Source organism: Antarctobacter aquimaris, assembly GCF_900184945.1.
In the GTDB taxonomy this organism is placed as follows: Bacteria; Pseudomonadota; Alphaproteobacteria; order Rhodobacterales; family Rhodobacteraceae; genus Maliponia; species Maliponia aquimaris.
Genome location: NZ_FXYF01000001.1, coordinates 257473 through 276814 on the forward strand (window position 1 = coordinate 257473; position 19342 = coordinate 276814).

Here is a 19342-nt window from a genome sequence, read left to right on the forward strand (position 1 = left end):
AATCGAAAACAAGGACTTAGCCAAGCCGCCGCTTGCGCGAGGCCAGCAGGCGCAGCCGCAGAGCGTTCAGCGTGATGAAGCCCTTGGCGTCCTTCTGGTCATAGGCGCCGGCGTCGTCCTCGAAGGTCACATGCGCCTCGGAATACAGCGAGGCATCCGACCAGCGGCCGATGCAGCGGACCGAGCCCTTGTAAAGCTTCAGCCGCACGGTGCCCGAGACATGTTCCTGCGACTTGTCGATCAGCGCCTGAAGCATCTCGCGTTCCGGCGAGAACCAGAAGCCGTTGTAGATCAGTTCCGCATAGCGCGGCATCAGGCTGTCCTTGAGGTGGCCAGCGCCGCTGTCCAGCGTGATCTGCTCGATGCCGCGATGCGCCTCGAGCAGGATGGTGCCGCCGGGGGTTTCGTAGATGCCGCGCGATTTCATGCCGACAAAACGGTTCTCCACGAAGTCCAGCCGCCCGATGCCGTGTTTGCGGCCATATTCGTTCAGCTGCGTCAGGATCGTGGCGGGCGACAGCGCCTTGCCATTGATCGCCACCGCGTCGCCCTTTTCAAAGGTCACCTCGATCACCTCGGGGGTGTCGGGCGCGTCCTCGGGGTGGACGGTCCGGGCATAGACGTAGTCGGGCGCTTCCTGGGCGGGATCCTCCAGCACCTTGCCCTCGGACGAGGTGTGCAGCAGGTTCGCATCGACGCTGAAAGGCGCCTCGCCGCGCTTGTCCTTGGCGATCGGGATCTGGTTCTTTTCGGCGAAATCGATTAGCGAGGTGCGCGAGCTGAGGTTCCAGATCCGCCAGGGCGCGATCACTTTGATGTCGGGGTTCAGCGCGGCGGCCGACAGTTCGAACCGCACCTGGTCGTTGCCCTTGCCGGTCGCGCCATGGGCGACGGCGTCGGCGCCGGTTTCCTCGGCGATCTCGACCAGCCGCTTGGAGATCAGCGGGCGGGCGATCGAGGTGCCCAGCAGGTACAGCCCCTCGTAGACCGCGTTGGCGCGGAACATCGGGAACACGAAATCGCGCACGAATTCCTCGCGCACGTCCTCGATGTAGACGTTTTCCGGCTTGATCCCCAGCAGCAGCGCTTTTTCGCGGGCGGGCTCCAGCTCCTCTCCCTGGCCGAGGTCGGCGGTAAAGGTCACCACCTCGCAACCATATTCGGTTTGCAGCCATTTCAGGATGATCGAGGTGTCGAGGCCGCCGGAGTAGGCGAGGACAACTTTCTTGGGCGCGGTCATTGGTTTGGTCCTCTATGGTACGGCCGGCGGATTAACGGGTTTTCCGCCGTTCGGCAAGGCGCGCCCGTTGACGCCGGGGCGGGACGTGCTAGCCATCGGTTCAGGGTTTCAGGAGACGGACCATGCGAGGCTGGAAGATTTTCACACATTCGGCCGGGCTGGTGTTCCGCAACTTCGACGCGGCGCTGCGCATCTCGCTGTTGCCCTTCGGGGCGCATATCCTGTCGCAGGCCTGGCTGGCCGGGCATCCGGAACTGGTGGCCATGCCGACCGAGCTGGGCGGTGAGCTGCCGCAGGTCGAACCGCTGACCTACACCGTCTTTTTCGTGCTGCAGATCGCCTCGCTGGTGGCCAGCCTGTGGATCGCGGTCGCGTGGCACCGCTACGTTCTGACCGAGGAAATGGGCAAGGGATGGGTGCCGGTGTTTCGCGGCGACCTGGTGCTGGGCTACCTGGGGCGGTCGGTGCTGCTGGGCCTGCTCATGCTGCTGGCGCTGGTCACGGCGGCGATTCCCGCGGGGATGCTGATGACCGCGATGCCCTTTGCGACGATCCCGCTGCTGCTGGCCTGCCTCTACGCCGCGCTCTACCTGTTCTTCCGGCTGGGGGTGATCCTGCCGGCGGGGGCGATCGGTCAGCGGATCACGCTGCAGGCAGCCTGGCAGGCAACGGGGCGGGAGCAGGGCGCGATCCTGGGCCTCGCGCTGGTCGTGGTGGGGATCATGTCCGTCATGTTCATCCTGTCGATCGTGACGCAGTCCATGTCGCCGTCCGTGGCCGGGATCTTCGGGCTGATCTTTGGCTGGGTGGCGACGATGGTGGGCGCGTCGCTGCTGACCTCGCTGTTTGGCATCTGCGTCGAACAGCGCAGCATCGACTGACTTGCGCGCTGCGCGGGCTTGGGCCAAGGCTGAGCCATGAGTGATTTCATCCAGCGGGCCCGCGCCGCCGAAGAGGCGATGCGCGCGGTCTTTCCCCCCACGCCGCTGTTGCGGAACGCCCACCTGTCCGACCGCTATGGCGCCGAGATCCTGCTGAAGCGCGAGGATCTGAGCCCGGTGCGCAGCTACAAGCTGCGCGGCGCCTTCAATGCGATGCGCAAGGCCAGCGGAGACCGGCTGTTCGTGTGCGCCAGCGCGGGCAACCACGCGCAGGGCGTGGCCTACATGTGCCGCCACTTCGACGTGAAGGGCGTGATCTTCATGCCGGTGACGACGCCGCAGCAAAAGATCCAGAAGACCCGGATGTTCGGCGGCGCCAACATCGAGATCCGGCTGGTCGGCGACTATTTCGACGACTGCCTGAAGGCGGCGCAGGCGTTCTGCGCGCAGGAGGGCGGGCATTTCCTGTCACCCTTCGACGATGAGGACGTGATCGAGGGGCAGGCCTCGGTCGCCGTGGAGATCGAACAGCAGCTGGGCCAGGCGCCCGATCACCTTGTGATCCCGGTGGGCGGCGGCGGGCTGTCGGCCGGGGTGCTCAGCTATTTCCGCACCGCCGTCCAATATACCTTTGTCGAGCCGGCCGGCGGCGCCTGTCTGCGCGCGGCCTTGCAGGCGGGGCGGCCGGTGGCGCTGCCCAAGGTCAACACCTTCGCCGACGGCGCGGCGGTGGCCCGGATCGGCGAGCGTACCTTCGAGCGGCTGAAGGGCGTGGGCCTCGCCAATTCGCTGACCATCGACGAGGACCGGTTGTGCCTGACCATCCTCGAGATGCTGAACGTCGAGGGCATCGTTCTGGAACCGGCCGGGGCGCTTTCGGTCGATGCGTTGCAGGATCTGGGGCAGGGGATCGCCGGGCGGACGGTGGTCTGCATCACCTCGGGCGGCAATTTCGATTTCGAGCGCCTGCCCGAAGTCAAGGAACGCGCCCAGCGCTACGCCGGGGTAAAGAAATACTTCATCCTGCGGCTGCCGCAGCGGCCCGGCGCGCTGAAGGATTTTCTGGCGCTTCTCGGCCCCGAGGATGATATCGCGCGGTTCGAGTATCTCAAGAAATCGGCGCGCAACTTCGGCTCTGTCCTGATCGGCATCGAGACGACCGCGCCCGAGAATTTCCGCCGCCTGTTCGGCGAACTCGATTCGCACGGGTTCACCTATCAGGACATCACCGAGGACGAGATCCTCGCGCAGTTCGTGATCTGATGCTGGCGGGCAAGCGGGTCCTGCTGACTGGGGCGGCGCAGGGGATCGGCCGCGCGCTGGCGCAGGCGCTGGCGGCCGAGGGCGCGCGGCTGTGCCTGTCCGACCTGCCCGGCCCGGGGCTGGCGGCGGTTGCCGAGACGCTGGGTGCAGTAGCTGTACCCGCCGACCTGCGCGATCCGGCGCAGGTGGCGCAGATGGTCGCGCAGGCGCAGGCGGCGCTGGGCGGAATCGACAAGCTGATCTCGAACGCCGGGTTTGCCCGTGGCGCCATGCAAGGGCCGTGCAGCGCGTCCGACGACCTGTGGCAGGACAGCTGGGACGTGCATGTCATGGCACATCTGCGCGCCGCCCGCCTGTTGCTGCCCGAGATGCGGGCGCGCGGCGAAGGCTGGCTGGTCAACGTCGCCTCTGCGGCGGGGCTGCTCAGCCAGATCGGCGACGCGGCCTATTCCGCCAGCAAACACGCGGCGGTCAGCCTGGCGCAGTCCCTGGCCATCGAGCATGGCGACGAAGGCATTCACGTCTCTGTCGTCTGCCCGCTCTACGTGGCGACGCCGCTGCTGGGCTACGACGACACAGCCGGGAACTCGCGGCCCAATGACCGCGTCCTGACGGCCGAAGAGGTGGCCGAAGTCATCCTGTCCGGTCTGCGTGACGGGCGGTTCCTGATCCTGCCGCACCCCGAGGCGGGCGTGTTCTTTCAGCGCCGGGCCACCGACATGGACCGCTGGATCGACGGCATGCGCCGCCTGCGGCGCAAGGCCTTTGCCGATGGCGTGCCTGCGGACCTGACCGCGCTGAACCGGCTGATCTGACGCGTCACGCAGCCAGGCGGCCGGGCAGGTCCTGCTGAAACTGCGCGCGCGAGGCTTCGTAGCAGTCGCGCACTTCCTGCGGGCTGACGGTTTCCGGCTTGCCTTCGGCGGCGGATTTCTCACCCGTCTGGCAGAGCTTTGCCAGCGTCGCGAACCCGATGTTCAGCGCCGCGCCCTTCAGGAAATGCATCTGCTCTTCGGTCACGACGGGGTTGGCCGCGCAGGCCTCCAGCTGGCCGATGGCGGTTTCGACCTCGTCCAGGAACAGCTCGACCACCTCGCCGAAATCCTCGGCGCCAATTTCATCTACAAGTTCGTCAACACGGGACCAGTCAATCATGCGGCACCTCCTTCACGCGATTTCTACGCCGCCAACGTAAAGGCCAGCTTTCCGCCAGGGGGGCCGGACTGGCGGAGTTGTCACGCATTTTATTTTTCAGCCCCTGTTAAGGGCGACCGGATACGGAAGGTGCCGACAAGAACGGTGCCAGCCCGGAAGGACGCGGTTTGCATACCCAGAGACGAGACAGCCCGACCGAGCTGACCGGTGCGATCCAGCGTGTCCTTCTGGTGGACGACAGCCGGGCGCAGCTCAAGATGCTCAGCATGATGATGCAGCGCTGGGGCTTTGAGGTGCTGACCGCCGATTCCGGGGCCGAGGCGCTGGCAGTCTGCGAACGGCACCCGCCGGACCTTGTCCTGTCGGACTGGATGATGCCCGGCATGACCGGGCTGGAATTCTGCCGCCATTTCCGCAACCTGCCGCGCGAGGGGTATGGCTATTTCATCCTGCTCACCTCCAAGAGCGACAAGGACGACATCGCCGAGGGGCTGGACGCCGGGGCCGATGACTTCCTGACGAAGCCGGTGAATTCACACGAACTGCGCGCGCGCATCACCGCCGGGGAACGGGTCGTGTCGATGGAGCGCCAGCTGTCCGAGAAGAACCGGCAGGTGTCCGAGGCGCTGGAGGAACTGCGCGAAATCCACATGGCCATCGACAACGACCTGCGGCAGGCGCGGACGATCCAGCAATCGCTGGTGCCCGAACGGGTCTGCGAGGTGAACACCTCACGCGTCAGCCTGCTGTTGCGGCCCTGCGGACACGTCGGCGGTGATCTCGTGGGGATGTTCAGGCCGGGTTTCGGACGGCTGGGGCTCTACAGCATCGACGTGTCCGGCCATGGCATCACCTCGGCCATGGTCACAGCGCGGGTCGCCGGCTACCTGTCCAGCACCTTTCCGGACCAGAATATCGCGTTGGACCGGCGATTCGACCAGTTCTACGCCATGCGCGAACCGGCCGAGACGGCGCAGATGCTGAACCAGCGCCTCGCCGCGGATCCGGGGGTCGAGGAATACCTGACCATGGCCTACGTGGCGGCCGACCTCATCACCGGTCGCGTCAAACTGGTGCAGGCGGGCCATTCCCCGGCGCTGCTGTTGCGCCCGGATGGAACTCACCTTTTCATCGGTGATGGCGGTCTGCCCATCGGTCTGGTGGACGAGGTCAGCTATGACCAGCATGAGCTGACGCTGAGCAAGGGCGACCTGCTGCTGCTCTATTCAGACGGCTTTACCGAGGCGGTGACCCGCAGCGGTGAGATGCTGGGAGACGAGGGACTGGTCGAGATCTTCCGCGAAAGCGCCCGCTGCGGCACGGGCCCAGACCTGCTGGAGGACATGTTCTGGCGGCTGACCGCGATCATGGAAAACCCCGAAAAGCTGGGCGATGACGTTTCCGCTGCCCTGCTGGAATACGACATTCTGGCCCCCAGGGGTCCCTAGGCCAGGCGATCCTCGCTAGAGGCAGTGACGCCGCACAAAGGCGCTGTCGCCGGGGTTGCCCAGCATCCGGGCCGCCGCCGGTGCGTCCAGCCAGAGCGCGCGGTGCCCCGGTTCCGTCGGCGGGCCGAGCGGCCGCACCGGCGTGGCGACAAAGACGATACACAGCTTTTCGGCCCACAGATCGTATTCCGGCATGTAGGTGAACCGCCGGAAGGCGCCCAGCCGGCGCGGTGCGGCGATCCGCCAGCCGGTTTCTTCCAGGACTTCGCGGTGCAGCGCGGTGATCGGGTGCTCACCGGGGTCGATGCCGCCGCCGGGCAGCTGCGTTTCGGGCAAGGGTTCGGCCTGGTGCGTCAGCAACAGGCGCCCGGCCCGTGGCAGGATCGCGTAGACGCCGGGGCGCAGCGTGTAGCGCCGTCCGTCCTGCGGCGGCGCGCCGAATCTGGGTGTCATGCCCGGCCCCCTTTGCGTCCCGGCGGTTTCGCCTTATATGAACCGCGATATGCCAGTCTGCGGCACACAAGGAAACCCCATGAGCATCGGCAACAAACTCGCCTGGGACGATACAGTCCTGCCATTTCAGCTTGACCGCTCCGACATGCGCGGCCGCGTGGCGCGGTTGGACGGCGTGCTGTCGGGCGTCCTGAAACAGCACGACTATCCCGCCCCGGTCGAGGCGCTGGTGGCCGAAATGACCCTGCTGACCGCGTTGATCGGCCAGACAATCAAGCTGCGCTGGAAGCTGTCGCTGCAGGTGCAGACCAACGGCCCGGTGCGGATGATCGCGACCGATTATTATGGTCCGGACAAGGAGGGTCAGCCGGCCCGCATCCGCGCCTATGCCAGCTTTGACCGCGACCGGATCACCGACGCGCCGCCGTTCCAGCAGATCGGCAGCGGCTATTTCGCCATCCTGATCGACCAGGGCCAAGGCATGACGCCCTACCAGGGCATCACACCAATCGCCGGGAACAACCTGTCCGATTGCGCCGCCGCCTATTTCGCGCAATCCGAACAGCTGCCCACCACCTTTGCGCTGTCCTACGGCCGATCCAAGGAACCGGGCATGCCGGAACACTGGCGCGCCGGCGGCATCATGCTGCAACACATGCCCAAGGCGTCGCCCTTTGCCACCGGCGGCGGATCGGGCGAAGAGGGGCTGTTGCTGGCGCAGGACCTGGTCAGCGATGACAGCAAGGAGAACTGGACGCGGGTCAACAGCCACCTCCAGACGGTCGAACAGTTGGAACTGATCGGCCCCTCGGTGCCGCCGACGGAACTGCTGATCCGGCTGTTCCACGAGGAAGGGCCGCGCGTATTCGACAGCCAGCCGGTGCGTTTTGGCTGCACCTGTTCCGAGGACCGCGTGCGGCAGAGCCTGTCGATCTACTCGGCCAAGGACATCGCCCGGATGACCACGGACGACGGGCTTGTCACCGCCGACTGCCAGTTCTGCGGCGCGCATTACGAACTCGAGCCTTCGACGGTCGGCTTCGAGGCGGACAATGGCAACGGCTGAGCAGGAAGCGGCGCTGCGCCGGGCGCTCCGCGCGCCTGGCACGCCGTCTTCGGACTTTGACCTGAACCCGGCCGTGGTGCTGCCCGAAGGGCGCAAGCTGCGCCCGGCCGGCGTGCTGATGGCCTTTCAGCACGGCGCGACCGGGCTGGAGCTGGTGTTGACCAAGCGCTCCAGCCGGCTGAAGCATCACCCCGGCCAGATCGCCTTTCCCGGTGGCAAGGTGGACCCGGGCGACGCCGACGAGACCGCTGCCGCCCTGCGCGAGGCGCAGGAAGAGGTTGCGCTGGACCCCGCGCAGGTTGAGGTGCTGGGCACCTTGCCGCCGCACGAAACGGTGACAGGGTTCCTGGTCACGCCCGTTCTGGGCCTCGTGCAGGGCGATTTCCGACCCATCCCCGAACCGGGCGAGGTGGACGAGGTCTTTGCCGTGCCTTACGCCCACGTGATGGACGGCTCGCGATATTCGGTACAGGGGCGGCGCTGGCGCGGGCAGCGGCGGCTGTATTTCACCGTGCCCTATGGCTCCTATTACATCTGGGGCGCGACGGCCCGGATGCTGCGCGCGCTGGCCGAGCGCGTCGCGCCATGACCCGCGTCACCGGCCCCTGGCTGGAGGCCCCCGGCACCCAGCGCGTCATGGCCCTGCTCGAGGACGGCGGCCACCTAGCCTACGTGGTGGGTGGCTGCGTGCGCAACGCGCTGCTGGGGGTGCCGGTGTCGGACGTGGACATCTCGACCGACGCGCGCCCGGAACGGGTGATGGAACTGGCCAAGGCGGCTGGGCTGAAAGTGGTCCCCACCGGCATCGACCACGGCACCGTGACGGTGGTGGTCGGCGACGAGGGCTACGAGGTCACCACCTTTCGCGCCGATGTCGAAACCGACGGCCGCCGCGCCGTGGTGCGCTATGCCGATGACGTGCACGAGGACGCGGTGCGGCGCGATTTCACCATGAACGCGCTCTATGCCGACCGGCGCGGCGCGCTGGTCGATCCGCTGGGCGGGCTGGCAGACCTTGCGGCACGGCGCTTTCGGTTCATCGAGGATGCCGACACGCGCATCCGCGAGGATTACCTGCGAATCCTGCGGTTCTTCCGCTTTAACGCCTGGTACGGCGACCCGGCGCAGGGCATGGACGCCGATGCGCTTTCGGCCATCGCGCAGAACCTGGACGGGCTCGACGTGCTGTCGCAAGAGCGGGTGGGTGCGGAGCTGGTCAAGCTGCTGAACGCGCCCGATCCGCTAGTGGCGGTGTCGGTCATGGCGCAGGTGGGGGTGCTGGCGCATGTCATGCCGGGCGCGCATCCGCAGATGCTGGGGCCGTACCTGCACCACGAGACCGCGCTGAATCTGCCGCCCGATGCCATGGCGCGCATGGCGGCGCTGGGCTTTGACGATGCCGCGCGGTTGCGCCTGTCGAAGGCGCAGCAGGCGCGGCTGGCGCTGTACCTGGAGTTGATCGGCGCACCGGATGGGCCCGCCGCCCTGGCCTTTCGCCATGGCGCCGAGGTGGCGCGCACCGTCGCCGCGCTGCGGGCGGCCAGCCTTGGCACGCCCTTGGCCACCGACCTTGCCGCGCAGGTCGATCAGGGCGCTCAGGCGGTGTTTCCGCTGAAGGCACGGGACCTGATGCCGAGATACCAGGGGCCGGACCTGGGCGCGGCCCTGCGCCGGGCCGAAGCGGCCTGGATCGAGTCCGGCTTTGCGCTGGACAAAGCCGCGCTGCTGGCCGCTCTCGACGAGGGGTGACTCCGGCGGATTTCTGTCGTAGGAAAAACCGGACTCAACGCTTCCGGGGAGACGGGATGGTGCGCAACAGGATTGAATTCAGCCTGGCCTGAGCCGATCCCTGCGTGTGGGTTGGCCCTGGCCCGACCCGCTTCTACCTATCCCAAGTCGTTACGCTCGCAGGAGCAGCCGGAATGTTCCGTTTTTTTGAAAACCTCGTAGACCCGTACACCCCCTATCCCCAAAAGGACTCGCCGCCGCGCAAGCTGCTGCCGTTCCTGATGGAGTACGCCCGGCCGTTCCGCCGGCTGTTCGTGATGACCGGGCTGATGTCGGCGGTGGTGGCGGCGGTCGAGGTCTGGCTGTTCTTCATCATGGGCTGGGTGGTCGACGTGCTGTCGGGCGATCCCTCGCAGGTGTGGGAGCGGCACGGCAATGCGCTGCTGGCGCTGGCGGCCTTCATCCTGCTGCTGCGGCCGGCGATCCAGGCGCTGGACGTGCTGCTGCTGAACAACGCGATCATGCCGAATTTTGGCACGTTGATCCGCTGGCGGGCGCATGCGCATGTGTTGCGGCAGTCGGTCGGCTGGTTCGAAAACGATTTTGCCGGGCGTATTGCCAACCGCATCATGCAGACGCCCCCGGCGGCGGGCGAGGCGGTGTTCCAGGTGTTTGACGCGATCACCTTTGCGCTGGCCTACCTGATCGGCGCGGCGGTGCTGCTGGGCGATGCCGACCCGCGGCTGATGATCCCGCTGGCGGTCTGGTTCGGGCTCTACGTGATCCTGATGCGCTGGGTCATCCGGCGGGTCGGCCCGGCGTCGCAGGCGGCCTCGGACGCGCGCAGCATGCTCACCGGGCGGGTGGTGGATGCCTATACCAACATCCATTCGGTCAAGATGTTTGCCCATCACTCGCGCGAACTGGACTATGCCAAGGAAGCGATCGACGAAACGCGGCGCACCTTCCAGGTGGAAATGCGGCTGTACACGCTGATGGACGTTGCGCTGGTGACGCTGAACGGCCTGCTGATCGTCGGCGTGGTGGGCTGGGCCATCGCGCTGTGGATGCAGGGCGCGGCCTCGACCGGGGCGGTGGCGGCGGCAACGGCGCTGACGCTGCGGCTGAACGGGATGACCGGCTGGATCATGTGGGCGCTGACCACCTTCTTTCGCCAGCTGGGGGTCGTGGCCGAGGGGATGGAGACCATCGCCCAGCCGATCGACCTGGTCGATGCGTCGGACGCGAAACCGCTGCGCCTGACGCGGGGAGAGATCCGCATCGAAGGTGTGTCGCACCACTACGGGCGCGGGGAGGGGGGTCTTGACCGCGTGTCGCTGACCATCGCCCCGGGCGAAAAGGTGGGCCTTGTCGGGCGCTCGGGCGCGGGCAAGTCGACCCTGGTCAAGCTGCTGTTGCGGTTCTACGACGTCGAGAGCGGGCGCATCCTGCTGGACGGGCAGGACATCGCGGGCGTCACGCAGGACAGCCTGCGGCTGAACATCGGCATGGTGCAGCAGGATTCGGCGCTGCTGCATCGGTCGGTGCGGGACAACATCCTCTATGGCCATCGCGAGGCGACAGAGGCGCAGGTCATCGCCGCCGCCAAACAGGCGCAGGCGCATGAGTTCATCCTGGGGCTGGAGGACCCGCAGGGGCGGCGCGGCTACGATGCCCATGTCGGCGAACGCGGAGTCAAGCTGTCCGGCGGGCAGCGGCAGCGGGTGACGCTGGCGCGCGTGATCCTGAAAAACGCGCCGATCCTGCTGCTGGACGAGGCGACCAGCGCGCTGGACAGCGAGGTCGAGGCGGCGATCCAGGACACGCTTTACGGCATGATGGAGGGCAAGACGGTGATCGCCATCGCGCACCGCCTGTCGACCATCGCCGCGATGGACCGGATCCTGGTGCTGGACGAAGGACGGATCGTCGAACAGGGCACGCATGAGGCGCTTTTGGCCAAGGGCGGGCTATATGCACGGTTCTGGACCCGGCAATCCGGCGGGTTTCTCGATGCGGATGCTGCCGAATGAAGATGTCGGACTGGATAAACGCCTTTGCCCCTGCCGAAGGCCCGCCGCCCCGGCAGCTGCGGCCCTTCCTGGTCTGGGCGCTGCGCGGCTCTGGCCCTGCGCTGGTTTTCGCCGGGCTGATCTCGATCGCCGCCGGAATCGTCGAGGTGCTGGCGGCGCTGGTGCTGGGCTGGGTCGTGGACGCGGCGCTGAACAGCCCGCCCGAGGCGGTGTTTTCCGGCAATGTCGGCACGCTGGTCTTTGCGCTGGCGTTCTTTCTGCTGGCGCGGCCGCTGTTCTTTGGCGGCAACGCGGTGATGCAGAACATCGTCGTGGCGCCCAACGTCCTGAACCTGGTGCTGCAACGCCTGCACCGCTTCACGCTGGGCCAGTCTGTCACCTTTTTCGACAACGATTTCGCCGGGCGCATCGCGCAGAAGGAAATGCAGACCGCCCGCGCGCTGACGGACGTGGTGGTGGAAACGCTTCAGACGGTGCTGTTTGCGCTCGCCTCTGTCGCGGGGGCGGTGTTCCTGCTGGGCACGGTGGACGGGCGGATCGCCGCCGGGCTGGTGCTGTGGCTGGCGGTCTATTTCTTGATCATCCGCCACTACATGCCGCGCATCCGCAAGTTCTCGACCGAGCGGGCGGCGGCGCGGGCCAACGTGACGGGCCAGATCGTCGACACCGTCAGCAACATCAAGACGGTCAAGCTGTTCGCCCATGCCGATCACGAGGACCGCGCGGCGCTGGGCGCCATGGCGAAACTGCGTGACCGCACGCTGGACTATGGCCGCGTCTCGGCGGCGTTCCGGTTCTGGCTGATGGCGCTGGCCGGGGTGCTGCCGGTGCTGCTGGTTGGCGGGGCGCTGTGGTACTGGTCGCGCGGGCTGGTCAGCGCGGGCGATATCGCCGCCACCGGCGCGGTCAGCCTGCGGCTGGCGCAGATGACCGGCTGGGTCAGCTTTACCCTGATGGGTCTCTACGCCGACATCGGCGAGGTCGAGGACGGCATGCGCACCCTGACCCCGGCGCAAACGCTGGTGGATGCGCCGGACGCGCCGGAACTGAAGGTGACGCGCGGCGAAGTGCGCTTCGACGGCGTCGGCTTTGCCTATGGCCGCGACACCGGCGGGGTGCAGGACATCGACCTGACCATCGCGCCGGGCGAAAAGCTGGGCATCGTCGGGGCTTCGGGCGCGGGCAAGTCGACGCTGGTGGCGTTGCTGCTGCGGCTCTACGACAGCGAGACCGGCAAGGTGACGATCGACGGGCAGGATGTCAGGGATGTCGCGCAGGAAAGCCTGCGCCGGCGGATCGGCATGGTCACGCAGGAAACCGCGATGTTCAACCGCTCGGCGCTGGAGAACATCCGCTATGGCCGCCCGGACGCGACGCCCGAACAGGTGATCGCCGCCGCAAAGCGCGCCGAGGCGCATGAGTTCATCCTGCAACTGGAGGATTTCCGCGGCCGCAAGGGCTATGACGCCCACCTGGGTGAACGCGGGGTCAAGCTGTCCGGTGGACAACGCCAGCGCATCGCCCTGGCCCGTGCCATCCTCAAGGACGCGCCGATCCTGGTGCTGGACGAGGCCACCAGCGCGCTGGATTCGGAGGTCGAGGCGGCGATCCAGCAGGCGCTGGCGCGGGTGATGGAGGGCAAGACGGTCCTGGCCATCGCGCACCGGCTGTCGACCATCTCCAGCATGGACCGCATCGTGGTGCTGCACGCAGGGCGGATTGCCGAGCAGGGCACCCACGACGCGCTGCTGGCGCAGGGCGGGCTCTATGCCCGCTACTGGGAGCGGCAATCGGGCGGTTTTCTGGGTGAGGACGTGGCGGAGGCGGCCGAATGATCCGCCGTTTCCTGCCGCAGATCGACCCGTTCCAGCCGGCCGAAGGACCGCCGCCGAAATCGCTCTGGGCCTTTGCGCGCTGGTCGCTGCGCGGATCGGAGCGGGCGATCGCGCTGGCCGTCGGCGTGACCTTCCTGACCGGCGTGTCCGAGCTGGTGGCGGCGCGCTTTACCGGCTGGGTGATCGACAGCGCCGAGGTGACCGGGCCCGGTGCCTTCTGGGGGCCGTTCTGGCCGATCATCGTCTTTGGCCTGGTGTTCTTCCTGCTGATCCGCCCGATCCTCTTTGTCTTTGACGCGGGCGTGTCCGGCGTGATGCTGGGGCCGAACCTGTTTCCCATGGTGCTGCAACGGCTGAACCGGCACGTTCTGGGCCATTCCATGCGGTTCTTCGAGAACGATTTCGCCGGGCGGCTCAGCCAGAAGGCGTTGCAGGTGGCGCGCGCGCTGACCGACCTGGTGCTCGAAACGACGGACGTGGTGGTCTATGCGCTGGCGATGTTCGCCGGGGCGCTCTTTCTGCTGGCGGCGATCGACCCGCGCCTGCTGGGCGTCTTTGTGGTCTGGGCGGTGCTCTACGCGCTGGCGCTGCGCTACTTCATCCCGCGCGTGCAGGTCCGGGCCAAGGCGCGGGCGGGCGCGCGCACCGCCGTCACCGGGCAGATCGTCGACACCTATTCCAACATCGCCACGGTCAAGCTGTTCGCCCGCGACGACGACGAAGACGCCGCCACCCGCGCCGCGCTGGAAAGCTACCGGCTGCGGGCGCTGGATTTCGGCGATCTCTCGGCGATCTTCCGCATGGTGCTGATGACGCTGGGGGGCATCCTGCCGGTGGTGTCGATCCTGGGCGCGCTCTACCTGTGGAGCGTCGGCACCGCCAGCCCCGGCGACATCGCCGTGACGGCCATGGTGACCACGCGGCTGTCGATGCTGACCAATCGGCTGGGCCGCACCGCCATGTCGATCTTTACCAACATCGGCGAGATGGAGGACGGCCTGGGCACCCTGACCCCGCCGCACGAGATCCGCGACCACCCGCAGGCGGCGTCGCGCGCGTTGCGGGGCGAGGTGCGGTTCGACAAGGTGGGCTTTGCCTATGGCGGCGAGGGGCACGCGCTGCGCGGTTTCGACCTGACGGTGGGCGAGGGGGAAAAGGTGGCTTTGGTCGGGGCTTCCGGAGCGGGGAAATCGACCGCCGTGTCGCTGCTGCTGCGGCTCTATGATGTCGAACAGGGGCGCATCCTGCTGGGCGGCGTGGACATCCGCGACCTGACGCAGCAGGCGCTGCGCCGGCAGGTGGCGGTGGTGCGGCAGGAAACCGCGATGTTCAACCGCTCGGCGCTGGAAAACATCCGCTACGGCCGCCCCGGCGCCAGCGACGAAGAGGTGTTCGAGGCCGCGCGGCGGGCTTCGGCGCATGACTTCATCCTGGAGCTGCGCGACCACAAGGGCAACATCGGCTATGCCGCGCGGCTGGGCGAGCGCGGGGTCAAGCTGTCCGGCGGGCAGCGGCAGCGCATCGCCCTGGCCCGCGCCATCCTGAAGGACGCGCCGGTGCTGGTGCTGGACGAGGCGACCAGCGCGCTGGACAGCGAGGTCGAGGCCGAGATCCAGCAGGCGCTGGGCACGGTGATGCGGGGCAAGACGGTGCTGGCCATCGCGCACCGGCTGTCGACCATCGCGCAGATGGACCGGATCGTGGTGATGGACGACGGCCGCATCGTGGAAGAAGGCCCGCACGAGGCGCTGCTGGCGCAGGGGGGCCTCTATGCGCGCTACTGGGCGCGGCAGTCGGGTGGGTTCCTGGGCGCCGAGGCGGCCGAGTAGTCCCCGGGCGCTGGCGCCGGTCAGGTCCTGCGGCTATTGGGTATTTTCACAGAGAAGAAACAGCGGGAGTGAGCCCATGACCGAGGGTGCGCAGCAGGTGGTCATCGAGCGGCTGGGCCATCACGGCGACGGCATCGCCGAGGGGCCGGTCTACGTGCCCGGCGTCCTGCCGGGCGAGGTGGTCACGGGGGTGATCGAGCGCGGTCTGATGGTAGCGCCGAAGATCGTCACGCCCTCGGATCAGCGTGTATCGCCGCCCTGTCGGCACGCGAAGTCCTGCGGCGGTTGCCAGTTGCAGCACGCCTCGGACGGGTTCGTCACCGGCTGGAAGGAGAACGTGGTGCGCCGCGCGCTGGAGGCGCATGGGCTGGTGTGCCCGATGCGCGCCACGGTGACCTCGCCGGAGCGGTCGCGGCGGCGGGCGGCGTTTTCGGTGCGGCGGACCAAGAAGGGGGCGATGGCCGGGTTTCACATGAAGGGCTCTGACGTGCTGGTCGCGGTGCCGGAGTGCCGGCTGGTGACGCCATCCCTTGCCGGGGCGCTGCCGCTGGTCGAGCGGCTGGCGGTGGCGGGGGCCTCGCGCAAGGGCGAAGTGTCGGTACTGGTGACCGAGAGCGGCTCGGGGCTCGACCTGACGGTGAAGGGCGGCAAGCCGGTTGACGATGCCTTGCGGATCGAATTGGCCGGGATCGCGCAGGAGGCCGGGCTGGCGCGACTGGCCTGGGACGACGAGGTGCTGACCTTCAAGCCGCCGTTCCAGCAGTTCGGCGCGGCGGCGGTGGTGCCGCCACCGGGCGCCTTTCTCCAGGCGACGGCCGCCGGGCAGGCCGCCCTGCTGGCGGCGGTCGAGGAGGCTTTGGCCGGATGCACGCATATCGCCGATCTCTTTGCCGGGTGCGGCACCTTTGCCCTGCCGCTGGCGGCGCGGGCGCGGGTTCATGCGGTCGAAAGCGATGCCGCCATGCTCAAGGCGCTGGACAAGGGCTGGCGCGAGGCACAAGGCATGCGCCATGTCACCCATGAGGCACGCGACCTGTTCCGCAACCCGCTGTTGCCGGACGAGTTGCGGCGCTTTGACGGGGTGGTGATCGACCCGCCCCGCGCCGGGGCGGAGGCGCAGGTGGCCGAGCTGGCGCGCGCGCGCGTGCCGCGCATCGCGCATGTGTCGTGCAACCCGGTGAGTTTTGCCCGCGACTGCGCGCTGCTGGTGTCGGCGGGTTACCGGCTGTACTGGGTGCAGGTGGTTGACCAGTTCCGCTGGTCTACCCATGTGGAGCAGGTCGCCGCATTGCAGCTGGAGGAGTGAGGCATGGACTTTCGCGCGCGGATCGGCGCCTTTCTGGATCAACCCCGGGTGCAAAACTTCATCATCGGGGTGATCCTGCTGAACGCCGTGGTGCTGGGGCTGGAGACCTCGGAGACCGTGATGGCCTCATGGGGGACGCTGATCGTGGCCGTGGACACCGCCTGCCTGGCCGTCTTCGTGATCGAGATTCTGGCCAAGCTGATCGCGCGGGGCGGGCGATTCTTTCGCAGCGGCTGGAACCTGTTCGATTTCGTGATCGTGGGGATCGCCCTGGTGCCGGCGGCGCAGGGCTTCTCTGTCCTGCGGGCGCTGCGCATCCTGCGGGTGCTGCGGGTCATTTCGGTCGCGCCGCGGCTGCGCCGGGTGGTCGAGGGCTTTGTCACCGCGCTGCCGGGCATGGGCAGCGTGTTCCTGCTGATGGCGATCATCTTCTACATCGGCGCGGTCATGGCGACCAAGCTGTTTGCCGCCAGCTTTCCGGAGTGGTTCGGCGACCTCGGCCGGTCAGCCTATTCGCTGTTCCAGATCATGACGCTGGAATCCTGGTCCATGGGGATCGTGCGCCCGGTGATGGAGGTCTATCCCTATGCCTGGGTGTTCTTCGTGCCCTTCATCATGGTCACGACCTTTGCTGTGGTGAACCTGCTGGTGGGTCTCATCGTGAACTCGATGCAGGATGCCCACGCGGCCGAGGACAACGTGCGGACCGATGCCTACCGCGACGAGGTGCTGGCCCGGCTGGAGGCGATCGAGCGGCGCCTAGCCGAACGCCCGGCTGCTGGCGAAAACGTGAGCTACGCAAGGGCGCGAGATTGAGGTAGACTGCCAAAAAACAGACGAGGCAGTGAAACGACATGCGGATTCTCGGCGTTCTGCTCATGATGACGCTCGGGTTCGGATTGGCCGGATGCGCCAACAAGTTCCCGACTTACAATGGCCCGGAAGTCACCCAGGTGGTGGTCAACAAGGGCGCGCGGCGGATGTATCTTTTGCACCACGACAAGGTGCTGGAGGATTACGATATCGGCCTGGGCTTCGCGCCCGAGGGACACAAGGCGTTCGAGGGCGACGGCAAGACGCCCGAGGGCACCTACCTGATCGACCGGCGCAACCCGAACAGCAAGTTCTACCTCAGCATCGGGGTGTCCTATCCAAATCCCGACGACCGGGCCTTTGCCTCTTCGCAGGGCAAGAGCCCGGGCGGCGACATCTTCATCCACGGCAAGCCGCGCGAGTATCGCGACGCGCCGCGCGACTGGACGGCGGGTTGCATCGCCGTGACGAACCGCGAGATGCGGCAGATCTATTCGATGGTGAAGGACGGCACGCCGATCACGATCACCCAGTGAGCGGGGCGCGGCATGTGCGGCGGCGGCCGGGGGATCCCCTGCCGCCTGCCATGTCGGATGTCAGGGTCTCAGGAAGCGGCGAGTGGCGTCGCGCTGGGCACCGGACCGCTGCCCGGTGCGCCCAGGACGAGGGTCCACCAGATCTTGCCGTTGTCTTCCTGGTGCCAGGCAAAGCCCATGTCGCGTGCCGCGGGATCGAGGATCACGTTCCGGGTGACGGATTCCTCCATCCAGGCGGCAAGGGTCTCAAGCTCGGTCTCGTAGGTTTCCGAGATCGTCTCGCCGACGACGCGGCCCTGGTAGCCGACCCGGCGCGCCCGGTCGATCGGCGAGGACCCGTCCGAGCCGAAGTGCCAGGGGCGGTTCTGCAACGCCATGTCGTTGGCATGAGTCGCCGCGGCGGCGTTCAGGTTCGAATCCAGCTGCAACGCGGCCGCCCCGGCCGACTGGCGCAGCGCGTTGATCGAATCAAGCATCCGGTACTGGATCCGCCCGCGTTCCACAGCCGAGATGCGGTAGACCCTCGGCAGTGGCTTGCCATCCGGACCAAGCCGCGTCTCGGGGGTCGAGCTGGGCGTGGTGGTGCAGGCCGCCATGGCGGCGGCGGCGGACAGGGCGATCAAGGCACGACGGTTCATTCGGACTGCTCTTCGACTTTGCATGTCACAATGGCTTACCCAAGGAGGCGTTGCCAATCAAACCCACATCGGCGTGAGCCGGCGTGTTGACGCCTGTTTGAATTGCGACTGAGGCTTTCGGGTCATATTATGGACAACTTGAGCTGTCTTGCCAAAGGAAGATGCGCATGACCCATTCGGCTGGAAAACCATTCACCCGCCGCGGCTTTCTGGCAGCCTCGGCGGCACTCATCGGTACGCCTGCCCTGGCCCAGAACGTCAACACCGGCACAACCGAGATCGACCGCGAAGTGAACAACATCGTGCGGCGGAACGTCTCGAGCTTTCGGACCCTGGTCTGGCAGGATTACTTCAGCAACCTCACCAAGGGCGCGATCCTGGTCGATATCTCGTCGCGGGCGCTGCACTACTGGCGCGAGGACGGGATCTATTACTTGTACCCGTCGTCGGTGCCGCTGACCGAAGACCTGACCCGGCGCGGCCGCACCAGCGTGGTGCTGAAGGACCCCAACCCCGACTGGCGTCCGACCCCTGCCATGAAGGTCCGCAACCCGGAGTGGCCGGACTATGTGCCGCCCGGTCCGGACAACCCGCTGGGCACCCGGGCGCTGCACCTGGGCTGGACCTACTACCGCATCCACGGCACCCACGACACCCGCAAGATCGGGCGGCGATCATCGAACGGCTGCATCGGTCTGTACAACGAACATATCGAGCAACTGTACGAAATGGCCTACGTCGGGACACAGGTGTTGCTTATTTGACCACACGCGCATGAGCCGCAATTTCGGCCGTCTAAACAGCAATTGCAAAGGTCCTGAAATGCTGCTTAGAGAGAGTCACGAGGTAAGTCTTGGGTGCCTGCTGTGCGTACGCTTATGGCCATGGCAGGCGAATATCTGGAGGATAACATGAAGAAACTCGCTCTCGCAGCCGTGTTCACTGGCGCAGCCACCACCGCATTTGCCGGCTCCTATGCCAAGGACGATGTGGTCATGGAGCCCGTCGTGGTCGTTGAAGAAACCGCAAAGGCATCGTCCTCTGCCGGTCTCCTGATCCCGCTGCTCCTGATCGCCGTCATCGCAGCAGCGGTCGCCGACTGATACGTCGACGTCTCA

Annotated in this window: 19 protein-coding genes; 15 read left to right on the top strand and 4 right to left on the bottom strand. The window is 67.0% G+C overall.

What is annotated here, in order from left to right; genetic code table 11:
• Window positions 1-16: 16 nt before the first annotated feature.
• Window positions 17-1240: an argininosuccinate synthase gene (locus tag MAA8898_RS01170; RefSeq protein ID WP_094019135.1), complete on the bottom strand. Its 1224-nt coding sequence runs from the start codon at window positions 1238-1240 to the stop codon at window positions 17-19.
• A gap of 122 nt (window positions 1241-1362) precedes the next feature.
• Here MAA8898_RS01170 and MAA8898_RS01175 point away from each other — a divergent pair, with 122 nt between their 5' ends.
• The 3 genes from MAA8898_RS01175 to MAA8898_RS01185 are packed head-to-tail and all read left to right on the top strand — an operon-like array spanning window position 1363 to window position 4199.
• Window positions 1363-2121 (top strand): hypothetical protein, encoded by a 759-nt coding sequence (locus tag MAA8898_RS01175; RefSeq protein ID WP_094019136.1) that lies wholly within the window; start codon window positions 1363-1365, stop codon window positions 2119-2121.
• A gap of 36 nt (window positions 2122-2157) precedes the next feature.
• Entirely contained in the window at window positions 2158-3384 is a 1227-nt protein-coding gene (ilvA, locus tag MAA8898_RS01180; RefSeq protein ID WP_094019137.1) for a threonine ammonia-lyase IlvA, read from the top strand.
• The gene (locus tag MAA8898_RS01185) at window positions 3384-4199 is read left to right on the top strand and encodes an SDR family NAD(P)-dependent oxidoreductase (RefSeq protein ID WP_245853205.1); all 816 of its coding nucleotides are present in this window, start codon (window positions 3384-3386) and stop codon (window positions 4197-4199) included. The genes ilvA and MAA8898_RS01185 overlap by 1 nt, the downstream gene beginning before the upstream one ends.
• 4 nt (window positions 4200-4203) lie before the next feature.
• Here the strand turns inward: MAA8898_RS01185 and MAA8898_RS01190 are convergent, their stop codons facing one another.
• A complete protein-coding gene (locus MAA8898_RS01190) occupies window positions 4204-4539 on the bottom strand; it encodes an Hpt domain-containing protein (RefSeq protein WP_094019139.1) in 336 nt (111 codons plus the stop codon).
• Between the two features lie 167 nt (window positions 4540-4706).
• Between MAA8898_RS01190 and MAA8898_RS01195 the strand changes: the two genes are divergently transcribed.
• Window positions 4707-5987 (top strand): PP2C family protein-serine/threonine phosphatase, encoded by a 1281-nt coding sequence (locus MAA8898_RS01195; protein ID WP_281252781.1) that lies wholly within the window; start codon window positions 4707-4709, stop codon window positions 5985-5987.
• A 15-nt stretch (window positions 5988-6002) separates the two neighbouring features.
• On the opposite strand, the gene MAA8898_RS01200 is transcribed toward MAA8898_RS01195, so the two are convergent.
• Window positions 6003-6440, bottom strand: coding sequence for an NUDIX hydrolase (locus MAA8898_RS01200; RefSeq protein ID WP_094019140.1), 438 nt, complete (start codon window positions 6438-6440; stop codon window positions 6003-6005).
• Window positions 6441-6519: 79 nt separating this feature from the next.
• Here MAA8898_RS01200 and hslO point away from each other — a divergent pair, with 79 nt between their 5' ends.
• From hslO to MAA8898_RS01245, 9 genes are all read left to right on the top strand, one after another.
• The gene (gene hslO / locus MAA8898_RS01205; protein WP_094019141.1) at window positions 6520-7506 is read left to right on the top strand and encodes an Hsp33 family molecular chaperone HslO; all 987 of its coding nucleotides are present in this window, start codon (window positions 6520-6522) and stop codon (window positions 7504-7506) included.
• Window positions 7493-8095: a CoA pyrophosphatase gene (locus MAA8898_RS01210; RefSeq protein WP_094019142.1), complete on the top strand. Its 603-nt coding sequence runs from the start codon at window positions 7493-7495 to the stop codon at window positions 8093-8095. The genes hslO and MAA8898_RS01210 overlap by 14 nt, the downstream gene beginning before the upstream one ends.
• Entirely contained in the window at window positions 8092-9255 is a 1164-nt protein-coding gene (locus MAA8898_RS01215) for a CCA tRNA nucleotidyltransferase (protein ID WP_094019143.1), read from the top strand. The genes MAA8898_RS01210 and MAA8898_RS01215 overlap by 4 nt, the downstream gene beginning before the upstream one ends.
• 173 nt (window positions 9256-9428) lie before the next feature.
• Entirely contained in the window at window positions 9429-11267 is a 1839-nt protein-coding gene (locus MAA8898_RS01220) for an ABC transporter ATP-binding protein (protein WP_094019144.1), read from the top strand.
• Entirely contained in the window at window positions 11264-13102 is a 1839-nt protein-coding gene (locus tag MAA8898_RS01225; protein ID WP_094019145.1) for an ABC transporter ATP-binding protein, read from the top strand. Before MAA8898_RS01220 ends, MAA8898_RS01225 begins: the two co-directional genes overlap by 4 nt.
• Window positions 13099-14931, top strand: coding sequence for an ABC transporter ATP-binding protein (locus MAA8898_RS01230; protein ID WP_094019146.1), 1833 nt, complete (start codon window positions 13099-13101; stop codon window positions 14929-14931). Before MAA8898_RS01225 ends, MAA8898_RS01230 begins: the two co-directional genes overlap by 4 nt.
• A 76-nt stretch (window positions 14932-15007) precedes the next feature.
• Window positions 15008-16237 (top strand): class I SAM-dependent RNA methyltransferase, encoded by a 1230-nt coding sequence (locus MAA8898_RS01235; protein ID WP_094019147.1) that lies wholly within the window; start codon window positions 15008-15010, stop codon window positions 16235-16237.
• A 3-nt stretch (window positions 16238-16240) separates the two neighbouring features.
• Window positions 16241-17053, top strand: coding sequence for an ion transporter (locus MAA8898_RS01240; RefSeq protein WP_094019148.1), 813 nt, complete (start codon window positions 16241-16243; stop codon window positions 17051-17053).
• Window positions 17054-17091: 38 nt separating this feature from the next.
• Window positions 17092-17586: a L,D-transpeptidase family protein gene (locus tag MAA8898_RS01245; RefSeq protein ID WP_094019149.1), complete on the top strand. Its 495-nt coding sequence runs from the start codon at window positions 17092-17094 to the stop codon at window positions 17584-17586.
• Between the two features lie 68 nt (window positions 17587-17654).
• Here the strand turns inward: MAA8898_RS01245 and dalA are convergent, their stop codons facing one another.
• Window positions 17655-18224: a divisome-associated lipoprotein DalA gene (gene dalA / locus MAA8898_RS01250; RefSeq protein WP_094019150.1), complete on the bottom strand. Its 570-nt coding sequence runs from the start codon at window positions 18222-18224 to the stop codon at window positions 17655-17657.
• A gap of 167 nt (window positions 18225-18391) precedes the next feature.
• On the opposite strand from dalA, the gene MAA8898_RS01255 reads away from it, so the two are divergent.
• Together MAA8898_RS01255 and MAA8898_RS01260 are read left to right on the top strand one after the other, a co-directional pair.
• Entirely contained in the window at window positions 18392-18988 is a 597-nt protein-coding gene (locus MAA8898_RS01255) for a L,D-transpeptidase (RefSeq protein ID WP_094019151.1), read from the top strand.
• Window positions 18989-19135: 147 nt separating this feature from the next.
• A complete protein-coding gene (locus tag MAA8898_RS01260) occupies window positions 19136-19327 on the top strand; it encodes a ferrochelatase (protein ID WP_094019450.1) in 192 nt (63 codons plus the stop codon).
• Window positions 19328-19342: the final 15 nt, after the last annotated feature.

Coding starts and splice junctions, on each gene's coding strand:
- MAA8898_RS01200 (WP_094019140.1), bottom strand. CDS start 6,440: ATGACACCCAGATTCGGCGCGCCGCCGCAGGACGGACGGCGCTACACG.
- MAA8898_RS01175 (WP_094019136.1), top strand. CDS start 1,363: ATGCGAGGCTGGAAGATTTTCACACATTCGGCCGGGCTGGTGTTCCGC.
- hslO (WP_094019141.1), top strand. CDS start 6,520: ATGAGCATCGGCAACAAACTCGCCTGGGACGATACAGTCCTGCCATTT.
- MAA8898_RS01235 (WP_094019147.1), top strand. CDS start 15,008: ATGACCGAGGGTGCGCAGCAGGTGGTCATCGAGCGGCTGGGCCATCAC.
- MAA8898_RS01225 (WP_094019145.1), top strand. CDS start 11,264: ATGAAGATGTCGGACTGGATAAACGCCTTTGCCCCTGCCGAAGGCCCG.
- MAA8898_RS01240 (WP_094019148.1), top strand. CDS start 16,241: ATGGACTTTCGCGCGCGGATCGGCGCCTTTCTGGATCAACCCCGGGTG.
- MAA8898_RS01185 (WP_245853205.1), top strand. CDS start 3,384: ATGCTGGCGGGCAAGCGGGTCCTGCTGACTGGGGCGGCGCAGGGGATC.
- MAA8898_RS01210 (WP_094019142.1), top strand. CDS start 7,493: ATGGCAACGGCTGAGCAGGAAGCGGCGCTGCGCCGGGCGCTCCGCGCG.
- MAA8898_RS01260 (WP_094019450.1), top strand. CDS start 19,136: ATGAAGAAACTCGCTCTCGCAGCCGTGTTCACTGGCGCAGCCACCACC.
- MAA8898_RS01220 (WP_094019144.1), top strand. CDS start 9,429: ATGTTCCGTTTTTTTGAAAACCTCGTAGACCCGTACACCCCCTATCCC.
- MAA8898_RS01215 (WP_094019143.1), top strand. CDS start 8,092: ATGACCCGCGTCACCGGCCCCTGGCTGGAGGCCCCCGGCACCCAGCGC.
- MAA8898_RS01245 (WP_094019149.1), top strand. CDS start 17,092: ATGCGGATTCTCGGCGTTCTGCTCATGATGACGCTCGGGTTCGGATTG.
- MAA8898_RS01255 (WP_094019151.1), top strand. CDS start 18,392: ATGACCCATTCGGCTGGAAAACCATTCACCCGCCGCGGCTTTCTGGCA.
- MAA8898_RS01190 (WP_094019139.1), bottom strand. CDS start 4,539: ATGATTGACTGGTCCCGTGTTGACGAACTTGTAGATGAAATTGGCGCC.
- MAA8898_RS01170 (WP_094019135.1), bottom strand. CDS start 1,240: ATGACCGCGCCCAAGAAAGTTGTCCTCGCCTACTCCGGCGGCCTCGAC.
- dalA (WP_094019150.1), bottom strand. CDS start 18,224: ATGAACCGTCGTGCCTTGATCGCCCTGTCCGCCGCCGCCGCCATGGCG.
- MAA8898_RS01230 (WP_094019146.1), top strand. CDS start 13,099: ATGATCCGCCGTTTCCTGCCGCAGATCGACCCGTTCCAGCCGGCCGAA.
- ilvA (WP_094019137.1), top strand. CDS start 2,158: ATGAGTGATTTCATCCAGCGGGCCCGCGCCGCCGAAGAGGCGATGCGC.